15 protein-coding genes and 1 pseudogene are annotated in these 23,537 nt (G+C 63.8%); 12 read left to right on the top strand and 4 right to left on the bottom strand.

Annotation, left to right across the window (positions count from 1 at the left end):
- Window positions 1-19 precede the first annotated feature (19 nt).
- Window positions 20-925: a type IV toxin-antitoxin system AbiEi family antitoxin domain-containing protein gene (locus PV760_RS04770; RefSeq protein WP_035733454.1), complete on the bottom strand. Its 906-nt coding sequence runs from the start codon at window positions 923-925 to the stop codon at window positions 20-22.
- Window positions 926-1,172: 247 nt separating this feature from the next.
- Entirely contained in the window at window positions 1,173-3,146 is a 1,974-nt protein-coding gene (locus tag PV760_RS04765; protein WP_039240095.1) for an APC family permease, read from the bottom strand.
- A 221-nt stretch (window positions 3,147-3,367) separates the two neighbouring features.
- Here PV760_RS04765 and speB point away from each other — a divergent pair, with 221 nt between their 5' ends.
- Window positions 3,368-4,429 (top strand): agmatinase, encoded by a 1,062-nt coding sequence (gene speB / locus PV760_RS04760; RefSeq protein WP_018777080.1) that lies wholly within the window; start codon window positions 3,368-3,370, stop codon window positions 4,427-4,429.
- Complete coding sequence (locus PV760_RS04755; protein ID WP_110505869.1) at window positions 4,426-6,129, top strand: thiamine pyrophosphate-binding protein; 1,704 nt, start codon at window positions 4,426-4,428, stop codon at window positions 6,127-6,129. The genes speB and PV760_RS04755 overlap by 4 nt, the downstream gene beginning before the upstream one ends.
- 90 nt (window positions 6,130-6,219) lie before the next feature.
- Here the strand turns inward: PV760_RS04755 and PV760_RS04750 are convergent, their stop codons facing one another.
- Window positions 6,220-7,548, bottom strand: coding sequence for an MFS transporter (locus tag PV760_RS04750; RefSeq protein WP_110505868.1), 1,329 nt, complete (start codon window positions 7,546-7,548; stop codon window positions 6,220-6,222).
- Between the two features lie 28 nt (window positions 7,549-7,576).
- Window positions 7,577-8,605, bottom strand: coding sequence for an MBL fold metallo-hydrolase (locus PV760_RS04745; RefSeq protein WP_110505867.1), 1,029 nt, complete (start codon window positions 8,603-8,605; stop codon window positions 7,577-7,579).
- Between the two features lie 96 nt (window positions 8,606-8,701).
- Between PV760_RS04745 and PV760_RS04740 the strand changes: the two genes are divergently transcribed.
- The 10 genes and pseudogenes from PV760_RS04740 (at window position 8,702) to PV760_RS04695 (ending at window position 23,530) form a co-directional block, all read left to right on the top strand.
- Window positions 8,702-9,607: a LysR family transcriptional regulator gene (locus tag PV760_RS04740; protein ID WP_354627268.1), complete on the top strand. Its 906-nt coding sequence runs from the start codon at window positions 8,702-8,704 to the stop codon at window positions 9,605-9,607.
- Between the two features lie 73 nt (window positions 9,608-9,680).
- Window positions 9,681-10,163: a MarR family winged helix-turn-helix transcriptional regulator gene (locus tag PV760_RS04735; protein ID WP_018777085.1), complete on the top strand. Its 483-nt coding sequence runs from the start codon at window positions 9,681-9,683 to the stop codon at window positions 10,161-10,163.
- Window positions 10,164-10,173: 10 nt separating this feature from the next.
- Entirely contained in the window at window positions 10,174-12,234 is a 2,061-nt protein-coding gene (locus PV760_RS04730; protein ID WP_354627267.1) for an MFS transporter, read from the top strand.
- A gap of 355 nt (window positions 12,235-12,589) precedes the next feature.
- Window positions 12,590-14,323 carry an ABC transporter ATP-binding protein gene (locus PV760_RS04725; protein WP_354627266.1) on the top strand — a complete coding sequence of 578 codons (1,734 nt, stop codon included), beginning with the start codon at window positions 12,590-12,592 and terminating at the stop codon, window positions 14,321-14,323.
- A complete protein-coding gene (locus tag PV760_RS04720) occupies window positions 14,320-16,398 on the top strand; it encodes an ABC transporter ATP-binding protein (protein WP_039240107.1) in 2,079 nt (692 codons plus the stop codon). The genes PV760_RS04725 and PV760_RS04720 overlap by 4 nt, the downstream gene beginning before the upstream one ends.
- Before the next feature lie 56 nt (window positions 16,399-16,454).
- Window positions 16,455-16,871 carry an acyl-CoA thioesterase gene (locus PV760_RS04715; RefSeq protein WP_354627276.1) on the top strand — a complete coding sequence of 139 codons (417 nt, stop codon included), beginning with the start codon at window positions 16,455-16,457 and terminating at the stop codon, window positions 16,869-16,871.
- Between the two features lie 38 nt (window positions 16,872-16,909).
- On the top strand, window positions 16,910-17,674 hold the full coding sequence (locus PV760_RS04710; RefSeq protein WP_039240108.1) for a copper homeostasis protein CutC: 765 nt from the start codon (window positions 16,910-16,912) through the stop codon (window positions 17,672-17,674).
- Between the two features lie 143 nt (window positions 17,675-17,817).
- Window positions 17,818-20,898 (top strand): glycoside hydrolase domain-containing protein, encoded by a 3,081-nt coding sequence (locus tag PV760_RS04705; protein WP_354627265.1) that lies wholly within the window; start codon window positions 17,818-17,820, stop codon window positions 20,896-20,898.
- Window positions 20,899-20,950: 52 nt separating this feature from the next.
- Window positions 20,951-21,850, top strand: a pseudogene (locus tag PV760_RS21460) (DUF5107 domain-containing protein); the annotation flags it as partial.
- Window positions 21,851-22,927: 1,077 nt separating this feature from the next.
- Entirely contained in the window at window positions 22,928-23,530 is a 603-nt protein-coding gene (locus PV760_RS04695) for a DUF1349 domain-containing protein (protein ID WP_079581190.1), read from the top strand.
- The last annotated feature ends 7 nt before the right edge of the window (window positions 23,531-23,537 follow it).

Here is a 23,537-nt window from a genome sequence, read left to right as displayed (position 1 = left end):
GTTGTGCACTCCCTCCCAGTTACCTCCTGTATTGGAAGCCAGGGACCGGGCCGATCCCCGAAAGTCCGGGGCTCGGCTGGGCAAAGCCGTCCACCAACCGGGCGGGATCGTCACGACGCAGCTTGAGAACCGCCTGGATCTCCGCGATCACGCGCTCCGGCTCGAACCAGATGACTTCCGGTGGGTACCTCAGGACCAAATACCCGTTGATGGTGGAGGCGTTGTTGCGTGCCAAGTCGTTGCGGAGGGCCTTTCTATCGGAGTGAAACGCGAAGCCGTCCACTTCAATAATGAGGAACTCTTCCAGAAGGAGGTCGACGCGCCCGATGCCAGGTATTGCCACTTGGGCGTCGAATGCAATGCCGTGGGTGCGGAGCAGATGCTGTGCATCGACCTCCACAATGGACTCTGCACGCAGGTCGAGATCCTTGAGCGCGTTGAGGACGGGCCGCGACCTGTCTCCCTGCAACTGTTCCTTCAGCAGTTCCAACGGCACACCGTGCAGTCGAACCGCCGAGATTGCCATTGCCGTTGAAGCGGGCGGCGCCAGGCAAGCCATGGCATGTAGGACTACATCTTCCACCGCGGCGATTGGGAGGCTGGGATGAGGTTCGAATCTCATGGTCCTGTGCCTGACGAACCCGGTGCCGTGACCGTGATCGCATGCCAGATGGTGGAGATCAGGTGCTTTGCGTATCCACAATCCGTAGTGTTGAGCTGCGCTGGCGCAGGAGACGTAGGAGTTGTAGCGGAGGGCGGTTGCCAACTCGGGTCTGTGATCCGCAAGCATGAAGATGCCCCGCCGGGGTTGTTTCGCACCCTTGCTTGGAAGGCGCGCGATGTCCCGGCGCGAATAGCCTGCGGCCAGGAGTTGTCCGGTCCGAGCCACGCCGCCTACTTTTTCGAGGTACTGGAAGGCGTCCATCGGACCAGTCCACAGGCTTCCAACGTTCCACGAAATGACGCACTTGCCGTATGTGGGCAACTCCAGCCGACGCTCCATCCCGGTTTGAGCTCCTGGTGGCGGCGCTCCTCCCCGGTTGCCGCCGCCCTTCGTCCCACGGGCCAAGCGGAGCGCCCGAAATCCGGGGATGAGCGGAGTCCGCGGGGGGACGAACTGGGGAGGAGCGCAGCCTGCGAAGGGACTAACCGGGCAGGAGCGTGCGAGGCGGCTAGCCCACGTGGACCCAGGGGCGCCGGGTGATGTCCGGCTCGGCTTCCCGGAGCACTTCGCGGGTGACGGGCGCGATCTCCCCTTCGCCGAAGAAGAGGAAGCGGCTCAGGTTCGAAATCGGGTTGCCCTCAGTCCACCGGAAGTAGATGTGCGGCATGAAGCCGGTGACGTCGCGGATGTGGAGGAGTACTGCCGCCAGCGTGTTCGGCACGTTGTTGCTGTGCACTTCCAGGATCTTGAACCCGTGCCGTTCCTTGCCTACCACCTGGAGCTCCTGCTCGAAGTCTGAACTGTCGTCCACGATGATCTCGATGAAGACGGCGTCGCAGTCCAGGGGGAGGTGGTTGGCCTGCTGGGCGTGCTGCAGCTTCTCCCGGTACCTGTCGGCACTGAAGCGTTTGGGTTCGTGCGCGATGATCCGGACCGGTCCGTGCGTGTTGTTGGCCGTGAACTCCAGGGCCTTCCGGTCCATCTTGATGTGCGTGGCCCGCAGCTCGAATGCCCGCCTCATCCTGGAGACGAAGCTGACCACCAGAATGCCAAGGATGAACAGGGCGGCAATTTTCAGGCCGTCCGGGCGCTCGATGGAGTTGACCACGGTGGTGTAAACGAAGACCAGGGAAATGAGGCCGAAGCCGATGACCTGTGCTTTTTGCTTCCTTCGGCGTGCCGACAGCGTCACGGCGATGGACGCGGAAGTGATCAGGACCAGCACGCCAGTGGCATAGGCGCCACCCTGGGCGTTGACGTCAGCCTGGAAGATGATGGTGACGATGAAGGCGATGACCGTGAAGACGAGGACCAGGGGGCGCAGTGCCCGCGCCCAGGCCGGTGCCATGCCATAGCGCGGCAGGTACCTGGGAACAAGGTTCAACAATCCGGCCATCGCGGAGGCTCCGGCGAACCACAGAATGGCGATTGTGCTGATGTCGTACACGGTTCCAAAGCCATCGCCCAGGAACTTATGCGCGAGGTAGGCAAGGGCGCGGCCATCGGCCTTTCCGCCGGGTTCGAATTCAGCGGCCGGAATCAACATGATCGTGGTGAAGCTGGAGGTGATGAGGAACGAGCTCATGATGATCGCGGCGGTGGTCAGGAGCTTGTGGGCACCCTTGATGCGGCCGGCCGGATTGGCTTCCGTGTCCGTGGCATGGCCTTTGATCTGGGGCATGACGGCGACGCCTGTTTCAAAACCCGAGAGGCCCAGCGCCAAGCGGGGGAACACCAGCAATGCCAGGGCGATCATCATGATCGGATCGCCGTGGGAGGTGGTCAAAGCAGTCCACCAGTCCGTGATGACGCGGGTCTCGGTGAAGACGTGGCCGATGGATACGGCGATGACCACAAGGTTGAGCATCAGGAAGGCGCCCACCAGGACGACGGCCACGTTGATGGCCTCCTTGAATCCGCGGAGGAAGACGATGCCCAGACCCGCGATGAGCGCCAGGGTGATGGCGACGTTCTGGCCTTCAAGGAAGTCCGGCGCGAACGGGTTCTCGATGAGGTGGGCCGTGGCGTCGGCAGCCGACAACGTAATGGTGATCATGAAGTCCGTGGCCGCGAAGCCAAGGAGTGCCAGGACGAAGAGCTTGCCGCCCCAGCGGGGGAGGAGCCGCTCCAGCATGGAAATGGAGCCCTCGCCGCGTGGACTTTCCTTTGCCACCCGGCGGTAAACCGGCAGCGCTCCGGCCAGGGTTGCTGTGACCAGCAGCAACGTCGCCAAGGGAGAAAGCAGGCCCGCTGCCAGGGCGGCGATGGCGGGCTGGTACCCCAGTGTCGAGAAGTAGTCCAGGCCCGTGAGGCACATGACCTTCCACCAGGCCTGCGGCTTGTGGGACTCCGAGGGCTGGCCGTGGGGGCCTTGCCGCTTGCCTGAAGTGTCCGGCATTCCCTCAAGCAACCAGGGTTTGAGCTTGAAGGAATTCTTGGGCCGGTTGGCCGGGTCGGCCGGAGGCCTCGACAGGGTGGTCACGGTGTCCTTTCGCGCAGCACGGTACTGCTTCCGCATGGAGCGTATGGCCCGGTTCGACGCCGGGACACCGGTTTTTATGGAATCTTTACGCCTGCTGTGAGCGGCGTCTCATCCTTTTGGAAGGTTGTAAACAAGTGATGCATATTAGACAACTTTGAGTGTATGATGGGTGTCACAGTCCGCAGAATCAATCCCCCTATTCACTCAAGGAGTGGCGTACTTTGGAAGAGCTCCGCATCGAGGCCAACGGCAACCTGGGCCCCATCGATTCATCCCGTATCCCGCGCTACGCCGGTGCCGCCACGTATGCCCGCCTGCCCCGCCTGGACCAGGTCTCCAAGGCCGACGTCACCGTGGTCGGCGTTCCCTTCGACTCCGGCGTTTCGTACCGCCCCGGAGCCCGCTTCGGCGCCAACCACGTGCGTGAGGCCAGCCGTCTGCTCCGCCCGTACAACCCGGCCTGGGACGTCAGCCCGTTCGAGAACATCCAGGTAGCCGACGCCGGCGACATGGCAGTGAACCCGTTCAACATCAACGAGGCCATCGAAACCATCCAGCAGAACGCCTTGGACCTCACGGCCAACGGCAGCAAGCTGGTCACCCTCGGCGGCGACCACACCATCGCCCTCCCGCTGCTCCGGGCAGCAGCGGAACGCGCAGGCGAACCCATCGCCATGCTGCACTTTGATGCCCACCTGGATACCTGGGACACCTACTTTGGCGCCGAATACACGCACGGTACGCCGTTCCGCCGGGCCGTCGAAGAAGGCATCCTGGACACGGAGGCCATCAGCCACGTCGGTACCCGCGGTCCGCTGTACGGCAAGAAGGACCTCGACGACGACCACCGCTTCGGTTTCGGAATCGTCACCTCCGCCGACGTCTACTACCAGGGCGTCCTGGAGACGGTGGCAAAGATCCGCGACCGCATCGGCAACCGCCCGCTGTACATCTCGGTGGACATCGATGTCCTTGATCCGGCCCACGCCCCCGGCACCGGCACCCCCGAAGCGGGCGGCATCACCAGCCGCGAACTGCTGGAGATCATCCGCGGCTTCCGCGGCATGAACCTCGTTGGCGCGGATGTGGTGGAAGTCGCCCCGGCCTACGACCACGCAGAAATCACCGGCGTCGCCGGCAGCCACGTTGCCTATGAACTGGTGACCCTCATGGCAGACAACGCCGTTGAAGGCGACCGCCACGGTGCCCCGAACGGCTACGCGCAGCAGGCCCTCGGCGCCCGCATCCAGGAAGTCGCACAGGCCATCGGAGGGCAGCGATGATCGATTTCGATCCTGGGACAGCAGCTCCCACCAAGGGGACCAACCAGCGCAACGGTGGGGACCTCGTCGTCGAGACCCTTGAAGCGCTGGGTGCCAAGACTGTTTTTGGTATCCCGGGCCAGCACGCCCTGGGTCTTTTCGACGCCATGGGCCGCGGCAACCTGCACTTCGTGTCCTCCCGTGTGGAGAACAACTCGGCGTTCGCAGCTGACGGCTACTCCCGTGCCACCGGCGAAGTCGGTGTGCTGTTCCTGTCCACCGGTCCGGGCGCGCTGACGTCCCTCGCCGGCCTCCAGGAAGCGTATGCCACGGGTGTTCCCATGGTGGTTGTTGCCAGCCAGATCCCGCTCGACGGTTTGGGCGCCCGCCGCAAGGGCATGCTGCACCAGCTCGATGACCAGAAGGCTTCGGCCGCGAACGTCACCAAGAGCCAGCGACTGATCCAGCACGCCTCCGGTATCCCGTCGGCCATCCAGGACGCGTGGACCGAGGCGATTTCTTCGCCGCAGGGTCCGGTTTGGATCGAAATCCCGCAGAACGTCCTGCTGGATCCGATCATGGTGCCCCCGGTGGAAGACGCCCTCGCCGAGGCATTCGATAACCCGCCGCGCGTCGAGCTGGTCCGCGAGGCCGTGAAGTGGCTTTCGACGGCGGAACGTCCGGCGATCATCGCAGGCGGCGGTACGCGCCGTGGCCGGGCCGAAAAGTCGTTGCTCTCGATTGCCGAGCAGTTGCGCGCACCGGTCATTTGTACTCCCGGCGGCAATGGCGCGTTCCCGTGGACCCACGAGCTGTCCCTGCAGTCGTGGATCGAGGATCGGTACATGACCGATGTCCTCGAAGACGCCGATGTGTTGATTGTGATCGGCTCCTCCCTGGGCGAGGTGACGTCGAACTACTTCACGTTCGAACCCCGCGGCCGCATCATCCAGATCGACGCCGAGCCCCGGGTCCTCGAGTCCAACCGGCCCGGCCTGGGCATCCGCGCCGACGCCGGCCAGGCCCTCGCGGCCCTGGACGAAGCGCTCAAAGCAGCCGGAGCCGCGAATGCAACAACGCGCTCCTGGCACGGAACTGCTCCGGAAGATGTGGTCAAGGAATCCCTGGCGAAGGTCAAGGCCCGCCTGGAATCCCAGGACCTGGCCAAGGAGCTGAAGTTCATGTCGGACATCCGCGAGGCCGTCCCGGCGGACATGCAGACGTTCTGGGACATGACCATTTCCGCCTACTGGGGCTGGAGCTGCTGGGATGCCCGGCAGGGCCAGTTCCACTCCGCCCAGGGCGCCGGCGGGCTTGGATACGGTTTCCCCGCGGCCATCGGCGGAGCAGTCGGCTTGGAAACCACGGGTAAACCCAGCAGGGTACTCGCCGTGTCCGGTGACGGCTCCTCCATGTACTCCATCTCGGAACTCGCCACCGCCAAGCAGCACAACGTCCCGGTCACCTGGCTGATCGTCGACGACGGCGGCTACGGCATCCTGCGCGAGTACATGGTGGGCGCTTTCGGCCAGGCCACAGCCACCGAGCTCGCCCGCCCGGACTTCGTGAAGCTCGCTGAAGCCTTCGGTGTCCCGGCCCGCCGGGTTGCCCCGGAGGATGTCGGGGACGCGCTTAAGGCGTCCTTCGCAGCGGACGGACCCAACGTCGTCGTGGTTGAGACGCTGCTGAAGATGTTCGGCCCCACCCACCTGGACGACTAAAGCGATCAAGCCCCTCAAGAGTCAGCCCCCGCACGGAATACCGTGAGGGGGCTGACTGCGTTGCGGGGATGCCGGCGGCAAGGGAAGCGGTTAGTCGAGTTCGCGTTGGGTGCCTTCGGGCGTGGCCTTCACGGCGATGGCCGATGCCAGCATGGCGGCAATCCAGAAGACCGCGATGAGCCAGATTCCACCGCCGGCGGCAAGGCTCAGTCCGGCTACGATCATGGGCGTGAAGCCCGCACCGATCATCGAGGCACCCTGGTAGGCCAGCGATGCTCCCGTGTAGCGGTTGCGGGTAGGGAACTGTTCGGCGACGTAAGCGGCAATCGGGCCGTACAGGAAGCCCTGGACCAGTCCGTTGCCCAGGATGATCGCGGCCGCGAAGCCCCACAACTCACCGTTGCTCATCAGCATGAGGATCGGGTACACCAGCACGGCGCCCAGGAGGGACGCGCCAATGAGGACACGACGCCGGCCGATCCGGTCGCTGAGGCGGGCGGAGTAGAAGCAGATCACCAGGGTCAGCAGCGCGGCAACAGCCTTGATGTTCAGGACACCGTTCTTGTCCGCCCCGCTCTCGACGGCGACGGAGACGCCCCACACCGTGGTCATGGACTGGCACACGTAGAACGAGGTGGTGGCCAGCAGGCCCAGGACTACGGCGCGGGGGTTGTTCTTCAGGACGTCGAGCAAGGGCACCCGGCGCTGTTCGCCGGCAGCTTCCAGGCGCTGGAAGGCGGGTGTTTCGGCCACCTTGAGCCGGATGACCATGCCGACGACAATGAGCAATGCGCTCAGCAGGAACGGCACGCGCCAACCCCACACGAGGAAGTCATTGCCGGAAACCGCGGCGAACAAGGACAGGGCAAGGGTGCCGAGAATGGCGCCGGCCGGTCCACCGGCGTTGGCGAAGGCGGCCGCAAAACCGCGGTGCTTCTTGGGGGCGTGCTCGATCGCCATGAGCGCGGCACCACCCCACTCGCCACCGACGGCAACACCCTGGACCAGGCGGAGAAGGACCAAAGCCAGCGGCGCGGCCATGCCGATCTGGGCGGTGGTGGGCAGCAGGCCGATCGCCGTGGTGCCCAGTCCCATGATGAGCATGGAGAGGACCAGCATCTTCTTGCGGCCAAGTCGGTCACCGAAGTGTCCGAAAATCAGGCCGCCCACCGGCCGGGCAATGTAGCCCACGGCGAGCGTGACGAACGAGGCGAACAAATCAAAGCCGGGGCCGAGGTTGGCGAAGAACACCTTGTTGAAGACCAGGCTTGCTGCCGTGGCGTAGAGAACGAAGTCGTAGTATTCGATGGCGCTGCCAATGAAGCTGGATGCGAGGATGCGACGCATGTCCTTGGTGTTCATGGACGCATCCGCCGAAGTGGCCGTGCCTGTCTTCGGGGCGGTTGGTGCTGAGCTCATGTGCTTCCTCAGTGTGGGTACTGGCTCGTCAGCGCTGACGGGCGAACGGGATGGTGTCGAGATCATTGGGAACCGTGAACGTCCCGGAGAAATGCTCCCCGGCTTCCCGCCATACGGCTTCGGAAGCGGAACCGGGCACGAGGTGGTGCAGGGCCAGGTGGCCGGCACCGGCAAGCTCGGCGAGCTTCGCGGCTTCGCGGACGCTGGTGTGGGACTTGTAGTGGTGGTCGCGGGAAGCCCGGCTGGACTCATCGGTCTTGTCTGCGTACAGCGACTCCACCCAGTTGAAGTCGATCGCTTCATGCAGCAGGAGGTCCGTGTCCTGCGCCAAAGTGATCATGTTTTGCGTGTAAGCGGTATCACCGGAAATGGTCACGGAACCCTCGGCGGTGTCGAAGCGGAAGGCGAATGCCGGGGCCACGGGAGGGTGTTCCACCAGGATCGCGGTCACGGTGACGAGTTCGTCGCGGTAGACCTCGAAGGGTTCCATGTCCGGCGTCGGGTTGTTGTTGGGGTGGTAGCCCGATTCCGCCGGGATCCGGATGTCTTCGGCGTGGAAGATGTCCAAGGGGCTGGGCCGCAGGCTGTCCAGGATGCGGTCGTTGAGGTCGGTGGCGTGCGCTTTCATGAGCTGTTCGAACATCTGCCGGGTACCCGGCGTCGGATTTTCAGGCGCCAGCGGCTGAGGCTCGACGACGGCGCGCGGCGACACGGCGGGCAGCTCGCCGCGGTTGCCCGGTCCAATGATCTTTACGGGGGAGTCGAGGCGGTCTGTCAGGGCGTAGAGGCCGAAGATTCCCAGCCCGGCGAGATCGTAGACGTGGTCCGAGTGCAGGTGCGTGATGAAGAGTGCCCGGAGGTCCTTGAGCTGCAAGCCGGACTGGCTGAGCCGCCGTCCGGCGCCCTGGCCGAAATCCACCAGGTAGAAAGCATCCCCCACCACCACGGCGGTGGCGATCCCGGTGCGCTCGCCGGTGTCAGCCGCTGCCCACCATCGCGGTCCGCCGGCCGTTCCGAGGGTGACGATGTGCGGCTTCAGGGATGACGTCGGTGTCATGGATGCTCCTTTGACTGAATGGGCTTTCTTCCAGTGTGGTGCGGACCACGTCACTTGTATAATCAATCAATTCAAAGAAGTTCATAAGGAGAACTGATGGGTGAGTTTACGCTTCGGCAGCTGGAATATTTCGTGGCCGTGCTGGACCACGGTTCGCTCACCAAGGCCGCCAGTGAAAGCAATATCTCCCAGGCTGCCGCATCCATGGCCATCGCCCAGTTGGAGAAAAACCTTGGCCTGGACCTGCTGATCCGGACGCGCGCCAAGCGGGTGGAACCGACGCCGGCCGGAGTTGAGCTCGGCGTCCGGGCCCGGCGGATCCTCCGTGAAGCCGCAGATCTCCAGGGGGCACTTCGTGGTTCCCATGAGGACATGCGTGGTCGGGTCGCCATCGGCTGCATGATTGCCATCTCGCCTCGCTTGATTCCCGAGCTGATCCATGTCTTTGCGGCCAAATGGCCGGAGGTGGAGCTCGACTTCGTGGAGGGAAACGCCGAAGAGCTGCAGCGTGCCGTGGGGGAAGGCGAGTTGGACGTTGCGTTCATCTATTCGCTCCAGGCGGTTCCCGGCGTCGAAATCCTGACGGTGGCTCCTTCCCGGCCGCAGTTCATGCTGGCCGCCGATCATCCTCTGGCCGGCAGTGCCTCGCTGCGCTTTGCCGATCTCGCCGATGAGGATGTAGTCCTGTTCGATGTTCCACCCAGCGCGGAGCGGGTCATCGCGATGTTCCATTCGGCGGGCATCGAGCCGAGAGTGCGGTGGCGCAGCGTGGTGGCCCAGACAATCCGCGGCATTGTGGCCAGCGGCCGGGCGTACTCGGTGACGAATGTCTGGCCGGGAATCGAGTCCCTCTACACGGGTGCGCGTGTTGCGCTTGTCCCGATCGAGGACAAGGTGCCGGCGAACGAACTGGCAGCCGTAGTGGCGCCGGGCGTAAGCCGTCCGCGCCGCGTGGAGGAAGTCATCAACGCGGCCCGGGAGCTGACCCGTCCGGAGGCCTAAGCTCTCCCTTTAGTTTCCCAAAGCAATCAATCTGCGTTATAGTTGCTTTAGGCAAACAAAAGGGGTGTTTTACATGTCTGTCGGTTCTGCCACAGCAACCGATCTTGTGCATCAGATCTTTGACCTGCAGCGGACTCTGCGCTGCGTGGTAACCGCGCACATGGCCCGCGTTCCCGACGTCGGAATGGCGGTCCAAGGGGTGATGCGGTTCATTGGCGAGGGGGAGACCCGTGCCACGCACCTGGCCGCTCGCCTTGGTGTGAGTGCGCCGGTACTGAGCCGCCACGTCGCGGAGCTGGAAGAACTCGGCTTCGTTACCAGGCGGCCGGATCCTGCGGACGGCAGGGCGCAGCTTCTGGCCCTGACTGAACGCGGGACGGCGAAGCTGCACGAATTCGAAGAACAACGCAGCGTGAGACTGCGGGATTACCTGGCGGATTGGAGCGAGGCTGACGCCCTCGAGGCCTCCCAGGTCATCAACAAACTCACCGAATCCCTCAAGGATTCAATCCGGGCAACGGCGGCCGGCTCCATCACAACAGACCAGACAGCTTAGGAGCCCACGCATGGCTACAGCAGCACCACAACATCCGCAGGCGGTGGACGCCGCAGCCAAGGCTGCCGCGCCCATGACCCACCGTCAGATCATGGAAGCCCTGACCGGCCTCCTCGCGGCTTTCTTCACGGCGATCCTCAGCAGCACCATCGTCGCCAACGCACTTCCCACCATCATGTCCGAGCTCAAGGGCACCCAGACCGACTTCGCCTGGGTCATCACGGCCGCCCTGCTGGCGAACGCGGCCACCACGCCCATCTGGGGCAAGCTCGCGGACCTCTTCGACAAGAAGCTCCTGGTCCAGCTGAGCATCATCATCTTCGTGGCCGGCTCGGTCATGGCGGGCCTGTCCGAAACCATCCCGCTCCTGCTGACCGCACGCGTTATCCAGGGCATCGCCATGGGTGGCCTCACGGCCCTGGCACAGGCGATCATCGGATCCATGATCCCGCCCCGCGACCGCGGCAAGTATTCCGGTTACATGGGTGCCGTCATGGCTGTCGGTACGGCCGGCGGCCCGTTGCTGGGTGGCTTCATCGTGGACAGCCCGCTCGGCTGGCGCTGGACGTTCTTCGTCTGCGTGCCACTGGCCGTCGTCGCGCTGATCCTGCTCCAGATCACCCTGAAGATCGAGCACATCAAGCGGCCCGCCAAGATCGACTGGCTCGGTTCCATCCTGCTGACCTCCGGCGTGAGCCTGCTCCTGATCTGGGTCTCCTTTGCCGGCAACCCGGAGTACTACGACTGGGTCTCGTGGCAGTCGGCACTCATGGTCGGCGGCGGCGTAGCACTCCTTGCGCTCCTGGTGTTCGTTGAAACCAAGGTTGCCCAGCCGATCATTCCGCTCAAGATCATCTCCGAGCGCACCACGGCGCTGGCCATCGTTGCTTCCGTTGCGGTTGGTATCGCCATGTTCGGCTCCTCCACGTTCCTGGGACAGTACTTCCAGGTAGCCCGCGGAGCCACACCCACCGAGGCCGGCCTGCTGACGCTGCCCATGATCGCCGGCAACCTCATCGGTTCGGTGGCATCCGGCATCCTGATCAGCCGCTTCGGCAAGTGGAAGAGGTTCCTGATTGCAGGCTCCGTTCTCCTTATCGGCGGGCTTGCCTTTGCAGGAACCATGGACCACACCACCGAACTCTGGATCGTGGCCATCTACACAGGCGTGTTCGGCCTGGGCCTGGGCATGCTGATGCAGAACCTGGTGCTGGCCGTACAGAACACCGTTCAGGCAAAGGACATCGGCACCGCAAGTGCATCGGTGGCGTTCTTCCGCTCGGTGGGTGGCGCGATCGGCGTCTCCGTTCTTGGCGCCATCATGTCCAACCACGTGAAGGACCTGGCGGTTGAAGGCATGGCCGCCGCCGGCATCCCCGTCCAGGGCGGCGCTTCAGGCGCCAGCATGGACCTGGCGGATATGCCCGCTCCCATCGCAGACATCATGCGTGCCGCCTACGGTGACGCGACAGCACAGATCTTCCTGATCTCCGCGATCATCAGCGTGGTGGCCCTCCTGGCAGTCCTCTTCATCAAGGAACGCCCGTTGCGCCGCACCGTTGATGCCGCACCGGAAAAGGAACTCGTGGCCACGGCCTCGGGAGAGGCCGGCATGTCGCTGGACACTGCGTCCATGGACGCGGTGAAGACCGGCGACAGGGTGAAGACCGACGACGCCGCGAGCCCCGTGGGTGCCCGTCGTCCGCTTCCGGGGTCCGGGCGTGAGATACGGCCGGAGGATTCCGGTTCCGACCTCGACCTGGAGTTCGCCCGCATCCTGACCCAGGAACGGCCCTCAGCGACGGCCGACGTCAAGGAAGTACAGGAGCAACTGACACGCACGCAGTACGTCCTGGCCGAACAGCAGTTGCAGCTTAGCCGTGCCAACGTGGAACTGCAGGCCCGCTTGCGGGATCAGCAGACCATCGCGGAACAGCAGACCCGCACCGCTGAGGAACTTGCCGCGATCCGTAAGGAACTCAAGCGCGAACGCAGGCAGCAGGAACGTATGGCGTTGCTTCTGCTCCAGGGTGTTGAAGCCCGCCAGGAACACGGCAAGCACGCAGGCTGAAAGGCACTGACCCCACCCGGTTCGGGATTCCGGGCCCGCAAGGCCGGCTGCAGCGAAACAGAGCAGTTGACAGGTCAAGCGAACGGGGCCCGGGACAGGTCCAGCGAACAGGGCCGAACAGGGCAGGACTGAAAGCGCCGGCTGGGATTCCAGCCGGCGCTTTGCTGTGTTCCGGCAACCTTCTGCCGCTGGGGGAGCATGCACGACACGGCAGATACTCCGCTGGGATGATCTTTTCCCGAAGTTGTTTCGCCGGGGCAACGGATTTCGTAGAGTGGGGAGGCTAATACTGTCGGCCTCTGCTGCCAAACTTCTTTTCATCACATTCACGCACTCTTTCTAAGGACCCGTGGGCATGCTTGTCACCCTTATACGGCGCTACTCAAAGCCGTATTTGCCGCAGATTGTGGCCGTGCTGTTTTTTCAGCTGGCGTCCACCATCGCCACGCTCTACCTCCCCAGCCTGAACGCCAAAATCATCGATGAGGGAGTTTCCCGCGGCGACACTGATTTCATCTGGCAGACCGGTGCGCTCATGCTCGCTGTCGCCCTGGGACAGGTGCTTTCCGCCATCATCGCCGTGTACTTCGGCGCCCGCGTTGCCATGGCCATCGGCCGCGACCTGCGCCGCAGCGTGTTCCGCCAGGTCAGCAGCTTTTCCGCCCAGGACGTCAACCGCTTTGGCGCCCCTACCTTGATCACCCGCGGCACCAACGATGTCCAGCAGGTCCAGATGCTCGTCCTGATGGGCCTGAACTTCATGGTCTCCACGCCCATCATGTGCGTTGGCGGCATCATCATGGCCCTCCGTGAGGACCTCAGCCTTTCCTGGCTCGTCTGGGTATCGGTCCCTGTCCTGGTGGCAGTGGTTGGCTATCTCGTTGTCCGGCTCATGCCGCTTTTCCGTTCCATGCAGACCAAGATCGATGCCATCAACGGCGTTCTGCGCGAGCAGATCATCGGCATCCGGGTTGTCCGCGCCTTCGTTCGCGAACCCCACGAGGCCAAGCGTTTCGGCGATGCCAACCAGGACCTCACGGCCGTATCCGTGAAGATCGGCAACCTCTTTGTCCTGATGTTCCCGGCGATCGGCATGATCCTGCACCTGTCCACTGCGGCGGTGCTCTGGTTCGGCGGGCAGCGGGTCGATTCCGGTGACATGCAGGTGGGTGCCCTCACGGCCTTCCTGCAGTACCTGCTCCAGATCCTCATGGCCGTCATGATGGGAACCTTCATGGCCATGATGATTCCGCGCGCCTCCGTCTGTGCAGACCGCATCGGCGAGGTCCTGGACGTTGAGCCGTCCATCCACAACCCCTCTTCGCCGGTAGTGCCGGCTGAAAAGAAGGGACGCGTCGAATTCCGTGACGTCACCTTCAAGTACCCGGGTGCTGAAGCACCGGTCTTGAGCAACATCTCCTTCACGGCGGAGCCGGGCAAGACCCTCGCCATCATCGGATCCACCGGTGCGGGCAAGACCACCCTGGTCTCCCTGCTGCCGCGCCTTTATGACGTCGCCTCCGGTGAGGTTCTGCTCGACGGCGTTCCTGTCACCGAGATGGATGCCTCTGAAATCACCAGTCGTGTATCGGCGGTACCCCAGAAGCCGTACCTGTTCTCCGGAACCATCGAGCACAACCTGCGCTTTGGCAAGCCCGATGCCACGGATGAGGAACTGTGGGACGCGCTGGAAACCGCGCAGGCCAAGGGTTTCGTGGAGGAGAAGTCCTCCGGCCTCAACCGGCGCATCGCCCAGGGCGGTATCAACGTCTCCGGTGGACAGCGCCAGCGGCTTTCCATCGCCCGGGCTTTGGTGACCAAGCCGAACGTGTACTTGTTTGACGATTCCTTCTCGGCACTGGACGTGGCTACCGACGCCCGGCTCCGGAAGGCCCTGAAGGGGAAGACCAAGGATGCCACGGTCATCATCGTGGCCCAGCGTGTCTCCACCATTGCCGATGCTGACGAAATCCTTGTCCTGGACAACGGCCGCATCGTTGACCGGGGAACGCATGACGAACTGCTGGAGACGTCACCGACGTACCAGGAAATCGTCGAATCCCAGCTGAGTGTGGAGGAAGTGGCATGAGCGAGCAGAACCAGCAGAAGAAGCGTGGCTGGGCTGCCAAGGCCGAAGCCGCGAAGGATGCCAAGGCAACCGCTGCGGCAGAGGTTGCAACGGAAGCACTGGACGACGACGACTTCGTTGAGGAGGAGTACGTCCCCTCGGAGGCCGATGGCGGCATGTTCGGTGATGTGCCCGCAAAGAAGGCCAAGGAATTTTGGCCTTCCGCCAAGCGGCTCATGGGCTTGCTGAAGCCCGAACGCATCGGTGTGTTCATCGTGATCGGCCTCGTGATCGTTTCCGTGGTCCTCAACGTGATCGCACCCAAGGTTCTGGGCAGTGCCATGGATGTCATCTTCGGCGGTGTGATGGGCAAGCAGATTCCGCCCGGGGTATCGCAGGAACAGTTCGTTGAGCTCATGCGGCAGCAGGGCCAGGGGAACTTTGCCGACATGGTCTCCAAGATGGAACTCACCAACGGGATCGACTTCTCCAAGCTGACGTTCCTGATCTCGATAGTGCTGCTCATGTACTTCGTGGCCAACATCTTCCTGTGGGCGCAGGGCTGGTTGCTCAACAGGATCGTCATGCGGGTCATCAAGAAACTGCGCAACGATGTCCAGGCCAAGCTCAACCGCCTGCCGCTGAACTACTTCGACACCCGCCAGCGCGGCGACATCCTGTCCCGCGTGACCAACGACGTCGACAACGTCCAGCAAGGCCTCCAGCAGGCGTTCTCCCAATTGGTCAGCTCCGTCCTCACGGTCCTGGGCATTACGGTCATGATGTTCATCGTGTCCTGGGAGCTGGCGCTTATCGCGTTGATCGCACTGCCGCTTTCCGGTGTTGTTGCCGGGGTCATCGGTGCCCGCAGCCAGAAGCTCTTCGCTGCGCAGTGGAAGAACACCGGCGCGTTGAACGGGCAGATCGAAGAGTCGTTCTCCGGCCATGACCTGGTCAAGGTGTTCGGCCGCGACGCTGACATGCTGACGCGCTTCGACGAGAAGAACGAGGAACTTTACAAGGCATCTTTCGGTGCACAGTTCGTCTCAGGCGTGATCTTCCCGGCCATGAACTTCGTCTCTTACCTGTCCTATGTCGGGATCGCCGTGGTGGGTGGCCTGCGGGTTGCTTCGGGTTCCATGAGCCTGGGCGATGCCACTGCCTTCATCCAGTACTCACGCGAGTTCACGCAGCCGCTGGGCCAGATTGCCGGCATGGCCAACATGCTGCAGTCCGGCGTCGCCTCCGCTGAGCGTGTCTTCGAATTCCTGGACGCTGATGAAGAGGTCGAAGAGAACGGTACGCGCCACCTTCCGGCAAAGACTGACGGCCATGTTGAGTTCGAGCATGTCTCGTTCAGCTACGTGGAGGACAAGCCACTCATTGAGGATCTTTCCTTCAGTGCCGAGCCGGGCCACACTGTGGCCATTGTTGGGCCCACAGGAGCCGGCAAGACCACCCTGGTGAACTTGGTGATGCGTTTCTACGAGCTCAATTCCGGCCGCATCACCTTGGACGGCGTGGACATCAAGGACCTCACCCGTTCCGAGCTCAGGTCAAAGGTGGGCATGGTGCTGCAGGACGCCTGGCTCTTTGGCGGGACCATCTACGACAACATCAAGTACGGCAAGCTGGATGCCACGGAAGAGCAGATCATGGAAGCGGCGAAGGCCACGTACGTGGACCGCTTTGTCCGTGCCCTGCCGGATGGCTACCAGACGATCATTGATGAAGAAGGCAACAATGTCAGCGCCGGTGAGAAGCAGCTCATCACCATCGCCCGCGCATTCGTGTCCGATCCTTCCTTGCTGATCCTGGACGAAGCCACCAGCTCGGTGGACACCCGTACGGAACTGCTGCTGCAGAAGGCCATGGCAGCGCTCCGGACGGACCGGACCAGCTTCGTCATCGCCCACCGCCTGTCCACCATCCGCGACGCCGATACCATCCTGGTGATGGAAAACGGCCAGATCGTGGAGCAGGGTAACCACACCCAGCTCCTCGCCCTCGAAGGCGCCTATTACCGCTTGTACATGTCCCAGTTCGCTGGCGGGGAAGAGACTGCGGTGGATGATTCGACGGCGGTGCACAGCTGAGTACGCAGCAACCGGAGGAGTCCGTGGAACCCCGGCGCATCGAGGTCCTGGTGCCCATGCGCTGGGGTGACATGGACGCTTACGGACATATCAACAATGTCCAGATTTTGCGCATCCTCGAGGAAGCCCGCATCGCAGCCTTCGGGCCGCCCAGCGGTGCGGGGCTTCCCGGCGTCGAACCACCGGCAGCCCTCTTCAACGACGTTGAGGAGGGCGTCATGACCCTGGTGGTGGAGCACAGGGTCCGCTACGTCCGGACCCTGGACTACCGCAATATTCCGGCGGTCGTGGAGATCTGGGTGGGCGCCATCAAAGGGGCCAGCTTCGATCTTCACTACGTCATCAAGGATCCCGTGACCCGGGAAGAGTGCGTGAAGGCTACCACCCACCTGGCCTTTGTCGCCGAGGCAACCGGAAGGGTTCTAAGGCTCACGGCTGCCCAGAAGGAAAAGCTCGAACGCTATAAGGCCTAGCCGGGAGGACTTTGCCCGATTGCCCGTAGAGTTTCACCATGAAACTTGAAATCGCTGTGGTCAGCGCCGCCGGTGCAGGTGTGGCTGCCGCTGAGGGTGCCCATCGCATTGAGCTGTGCAGCAGCCTGGAACTGGGCGGCGTCACACCCAGCCAGGGGTTGCTGGAAGCCAGCATGGAACACGTCGACGGCCGTTTGGAAATCCATCCACTGATCCGCTCCCGGCCCGGTGATTTCCTGTACTCGGCCTCCGACGTGGACACCATGGTGCATGAAATCAGGCATCTGCTGCGCCAAGGAGCAAACGGGGTTGTCATCGGGGCACTCGAACCCAACGGGACAGTCGACGTGCACACCATCCGGCGCTTGTTGGAATCGGCAAAGGAGACCAGGCCGGAGGCACAGCTGACCTTCCACCGGGCCATCGACCAATCGAAGGATCCGTTGGCTGCCCTGGACCAGCTCATGGAGCTGGGGTTCACCAGGGTCCTCACCTCGGGGCATGCAGCGACGGCGGGAGCAGGCCTCGGCACGCTCGCCACCATGGTGGAACGCGCCGGAGGTGCCATCGAGATCATGGCCGGCGGGGGACTGGCCCTGGCAGACATCCCGGCGATGCACGCTGCAGGTTTGAGTGCGGTCCACCTGTCCGCCAAGAAAACCGTCTCCACGCTCGGCCGAGGAACGATTTCCCTGGGTACCCAGGACGGCAGCGATCCCACGGCCTACACGGTCACGGACCGCGAAACCGTCCGTGCCGCCAAAGCGAAAATCAACGCCTTGAATCTGGCTAGGCTGAATTAGTCCTGCCGTCCAGCCTCTGGCAGGGCAAATCCCAGTGAGTACGCATCGCAATGACCCTTTACGATTCCGCGGAACGACCGGATGATGTAAGGATTCACCAACTCGGTGAAGAAGCCCCGAAGCTACTTCCAGGAGTCCCAGCGATGCCGCTGCCCTCGCCGGTTTCACCGGCCGTCAATTCCCGTCCACCCAGCAGTCGAAGCAACAGCGCAACCTCCGGCCATCCTGAGGTGGCATGCGGCATCGGAACGTGGGACAAACTGCTGTACGGCAACCACCGCTTCGTGGTGGAAGTTGCCCCAACGGCCCAGGTTGTCTCGACGGCCCAGGTTGCCCCAACGGCCCCGGCATACAAGCTTGTCCTGCCGTGGCGGCGCCAGGATGAGGACCCCGCGACAGTGGATGTCATCGTCGTCTCCGGGAAGACGGGCGCCAGGGTCCGCAATGTGGTCATAGAGGAGTGCACCAGGGAATCAGGAACCCTCCTTTTCGAAGCCATCGACGGCCCGGGGATCTACTACGTTTACTACCTGCCCTACGCGATGCTGGGCAAACCCCACTATCCCCAGGCCCAGTACCTCCCGCGTCGTCCGACGGCAGAGCCGGGGTGGGCTGCCGCCGTCGGGTATTCGGCCTGGCGGGAACCGGCGCAGGCCGGGCTGCCCAACGCGACGGTCGTCCGTTACGAGGCCGCAAGTGAGCGGGACTCGTTCGCGCCGATGAACTTCACGGCCCGGGCGGACGAACTGGAACAGTTCCATTCGTGCCACAAGGGCGAGGCCTTCCTGGTGTTTCCCGAAGACCGGCTGAATCCCGTCTCCATGAGTACTGGCCTGCCTGCGCACTGGGTGGCCAACGGGCCGTCGGACACCTTTCGGGCGGGCGCCGTTGCGGGCGAGGACTATGTGGTGCAGCTGGGGTTGTACGCGCTCAAGGACCTTGCTGGCGTCTCCGTGGACGTCATGTCATCAGCCGGGGGTCACTGCATCAACTCCGACGGCGTAGACCGGCTGGGCAGGCCATGGCACAAGGAGCTGGCCGTCCCGGCGGGCACGGTGCGGGCCCTGTTCGTGGTCCTTCCCGTGCCCCGTGGCGCCGCCGGAAGCACGCATTCCGCCATGGTCACCATCCATGCGGAAGGTGAGGCTGCGCAGGAAATCGAGGTCACGCTGGACGTGGCGACGGAAACGGACCCGGACATCCTGGAAGGTGGTTTCGGCGATCCACGTTTCCTTCGGCGCTTGGCATGGCTGGATTCTGCCGTGGCCCAGGACGCCGAGCTCGTGGCTCCTTTCACTGCCATCACCGTGGACGAGCGGGAACGAACCTTGGGGATTCTTGGCCGGAGCCTGCGGTTGTCGGCATCGGGGTTGCCCGCCCAAGTGACGTCCAGCTTCACGGGCGACGTGACGTCGACGGATGGTCCCGCCGTCGGGCTTTTCGACGTTCCGATGGCTGTGCACATCGAGGGGACCAGCTGGGAGTTTTCGCCACTGACGTTCAACGCGGAAGGGCCTGCACGGGTCTCGTGGTGCTGCAACTGGACGGGCAGCCAGGACGGCGTTGCGATGTTGTCACTGGAGCTGAACGCCACCCTCGACGCCGATGGAACAGTTGAGTACTCGCTGCGGCTCGCGCCGCGGAAGACTCTGGACGTGAACGACGTCGGGCTGCAGCTTTCGTTCGACGAGGACGCCGTCCCGCTGGCCATGGGTCTGGGCGTTCCGGGCGGCCGGCGGCCGGAGACCCTGGACTGGATGTGGGACGTGGCTGCCAGGAACCAGGATGCACTGTGGCTGGGAAGGGTGAACGCCGGGCTTCAGTTGTCGTTGCGGGATGAGAAGTACCAGCGTCCCCTGAACACCAACTTCTACCGGGAAAAGCCGTTGCTGGAACCGGCGTCGTGGGCCAACCGCCAGGAGGACGGGGTGAGGGGTGGCGTCCGGCTTCGGACTGCCAACGGCAAAGTGTCGGTCCGCGCGTTCAGCGGTGCCCGCACGCTGACGCCGAACGAGCCGCTCCACTTCGATTTCCGGCTTCTGCTCACACCCTTCAAGCCAATCCAACCCGGCAGGCATCTGGGCAAGCGCTACTTCCACGCCCCTGAAGACCCATCGGAGATCAGGGCGGCCGGAGCCACTGTGGTCAATATCCACCATGCGACAGCGCCTGCACCGTATATCAATGATCCGTTGCTCACGAAGGAAACGCTTCGGCAATACGTGGCGCAGTGCCATCGGGAGGGCCTGACAGCCAAGATCTACAACACTGTCCGTGAGCTCACGTTCCACAGCCCGGAGCTGTTGCCGCTGCTACATTTGGACCACGAGATCTTCAGCGACGGTCCGGGCGCCGGCCACAGCTGGTTGCAGGAGCATGCCGGCAGTGGCTACGTCTCGGCCTGGTTTGCCCCGAACGTGGAGGACATCGCGGTGGTGACCACGGGCGGGTCGCGGTGGGAGAACTTCTACGTGCGCAGCCTGCAGGAACTGGCTGCCGGTGACGACGGAATCGACGGTATCTACCTCGATGACCTGGCCTTTGACCGGCACGCCATGGTGCGCGTCCGCAAGGTCTTGGAAAGGGCCTGCAGGGAAAGGGGAGTAGAGGGCCCGGAGATTGACCTCCACTCTGCCAACCAGTTCACCGCCAACGACGGCTACGCCTCATCAGCCAATTTGTACATGGAGCAATTGCCGTATGTGGACAGGCTGTGGCTGGGGGAGTATTTCGACTACAACGGCACAGACCCCGACTATTGGCTGGTGGAATTGTCCGGCATTCCTTTCGGCCTCATGGGCGAGATGCTCGAAGGCGGCGGCAACCCGTGGCGCGGAATGGTGTTCGGCATGACGGGCCGGGCACCCGCGGTGGACAACCGTCCGCTGTGGGAGTTCTGGGCGGCGAACAACCTGGAACGTGCCCGGATGCACGGGTTCTGGGACCCCCACACGCCAGTGCGGACCAGCCACCCGGATGTCCTGGCAACCACGTGGTTGACGGACAACGGGATGGTGGTGGCGCTGGCCTCATGGGCCGGGGAAACTGAGGATGTGACGTTGATCTTCGACAACGCGGCCCTCACCGACGAAACCTCCACAGCCCCCGCCGCCAGTATCAAGGCGCCCGCGATCCGCGGCTTCCAGCCCGCCATGGACTACGCGCCCGGCCAGGCCATCACCCTTGAGCCGCAGCGCGGCCTCCTTCTCATGATCGGATACTGACGTGCCAGACACCGCAACTTCCAGCATCACCGTCACCACCATCTCCCTGACCATGGCTGAGCTCGGCCCGCTCAACCCGCTACCGGTGGTTGCCGCCGAACTGGACCAGCCCTACACGGTAGGCGAAGGCGTGCCGGAGGAACTGCAGGCATCGGCCCGCTACGGCGTGGTGCCCAACATCTACCCGTATCTCATGCAGGACGGCTACAGCCGGGAGACGGCACCCAGGGAGTTTCCCGCCGTCGTGCTTGAAAACAGCAAGCTCAAGGTGACAGTCCTCCCGTCCCTGGGCGGCCTAATCTGGGAACTGTTCGACAAAGCAACAGGCAAGCAGCTCCTCCACACCCATGACGCCCCGCAGCTGGCCAACATCGCGTTGCGCAAGGCCTGGTTCGCGGGCGGGCTTGAGTGGAACATCGGGACCCGCGGCCATTCGCCCACCAGCTGCGATCCGTTGCACACGGCGATCGTCCACACCCCGGACGGCAAACACATCCTGCGGATGTGGGAGTACGAACGGCTCCGGGAAGTGGTGTTCCAGGTAGACATCTGGTTGCCCGCAGAATCGCCCGTGGTGCTGGCAGCGGTTCGGATCCGGAACCCGAACGACCACGACGTCCCCATGTACTGGTGGAGCAATGCCGCGATCCCGGAGACTGACCGCACCCGTGTCATCGCGCCCGCCCACGAGGCCTACGGCAGCGACTACACCACGGACATCACCCGCGTCAGGCCCACCACCCACGAAGGCTATGACGGCACGTGGCCGGTCAACAGCCCGCACGCGGCGGACTTCTTCTTCGACATCGACCCTTCCGAGCGGCGCTGGGTTGTGGCAGCGGACGACGACGGCGACGGGCTGGCGATGCTGTCAACGGGGCTCCTGCGGGGAAAGAAGCTCTTCGTATGGGGCCAGGGACAGGGCGGCAAACGCTGGCAGGAATGGCTGAGCCCGGGAGCCGGCCCGTACGCGGAGATCCAGGCCGGCCTGGCACAGACGCAGTTCGAACACCTGGTCATGCCCGCCGGTGCAGAGTGGGCGTGGGTGGAGGCGTACGGCAACGGACACCTGAATACGGATACGGCCCACAGCACTGACTGGGATGCCGCGGTAGCCCACGCCGGTGAGCGTTTGGAAGCGCTCCTGCCACACGAATCCCTTGAAGCCATGCTGCCCGAGGCCATCACCAATGCCAACGTCCCGCCGTCGAAAATGCTCCTGCACGGCAGCGGCTGGGGCGTGGTGGAGAGGGTCCGGCGGCTGAAGGCCGGTCTGTCGTGGATTGACGAAAGCGGTACGCCGTTCGTGGATGAGGGCGTTTCCCCGGAACAGGAGCCATGGCTTGGGCTGCTCAAGGGAAAGGCGTTCGACGGCGCGACCAGTTTCGTCGCGGGGGTGGACTGGGAACAGCTGCTGGCCGATCAGGACGGTCCCGCGGCTACGTTCCACCTGGCCACCATGCGCCATGCCCGCCAGGACCTGAACGGCGCCAAGGATCTTTACCGCGAGGTAATCTCCGACGACGGGGTCGCACCGGGTATCAAGGCGCTCGCGCACCGTGGACTGGGGCTGGCCTTGCTCGCAAACGGCCAGGACGCCGAAGGGCTGGCTGAACTCCGCAAGGGCGTCGGGGCAGACTCTTCCAACAGAGCCCTGCTCACGGAGGCCGTGACGCTCAGCATCCGCCACGGGGACCCCGCCATGGCCCTGGAACTGGCGGAGTCGGTACTCCACGATGGTGCCGCCGTCGGGCGTTTGCGTTTCCTGAAGGCGCTGGCGCTGGCACGAACGGGAAACGCCAATGAAGCGGCCTCGATTCTGCGCGAAGGCGTGGAGGTTCCGGACCTCCGCGAGGGCGAGGACGCGATTGCCTCATTGTGGCAAGAGGTGTGTCCTGACGAACCGGTGCCGGCCGCTTACCAGTTCGGAATGCATTGAGGGGTGCCCCGGTGTGGCCTCCCGCACATCCGGGGCAAGCTCTGAAAGCGTGTTCTGGACGACTAAAGCGACGATGAACGGAGCACGGACGTGATACCCGAAATTGCAGGACTCCCGCCCTTGGAGTGGACCTCGACGGTTGGCCAAGCCAGCTACGACGACGCAGAGGGAGCGCTGGTGCTCACCGCCGCACCCGGCGTCGACTGGACCAACGACTCCCTTGGCGGAGAGCCGCAACACGGAGCCACAGCGCTGGGCTTCAGGGCCCCAGCGGCTTTCTCGCTCTCCGCCAGGGTTTTGGTCGCGTCGCCCAGGACAACGTTCGACGCCGGGGTGCTGAGTCTGTGGGCGGACAGCGAACACTGGGCCAAGCTCTGCTTCGAGTTCTCTCCGCAAGGCGAGGCCATGGTGGTCAGCGTGGTGACCAACAGCTATTCGGACGACTCCAACGGGCCGGTGGTCACCGCACCCTGGGTATATCTGCGGGTCAGCCGGGTAGGGCCGGCATGGGCGTTCCACTCCTCGGCGGACGGGCGGGAATGGTCATTCGTCAGGCTTTTCCGGTTGGACACGGAAAAACCGGTCCACGTGGGTTTCATGTCCCAGGCGCCACTCGGACCCAGCTGCGAGGCGCGCTTTGACGCCATTGAGTTGACGGAGGAACCACCCGCCGACCTCCGGGACGGCAGCTAGCAGCAGG

The organism is Paenarthrobacter sp. CC6, from assembly GCF_040560085.1.
GTDB classification, from domain to species: domain Bacteria; phylum Actinomycetota; class Actinomycetes; order Actinomycetales; family Micrococcaceae; genus Arthrobacter; species Arthrobacter nicotinovorans.
Note: the sequence above shows the minus strand (reverse complement) of the source record. Positions and strands in the feature narration are given on the sequence as shown.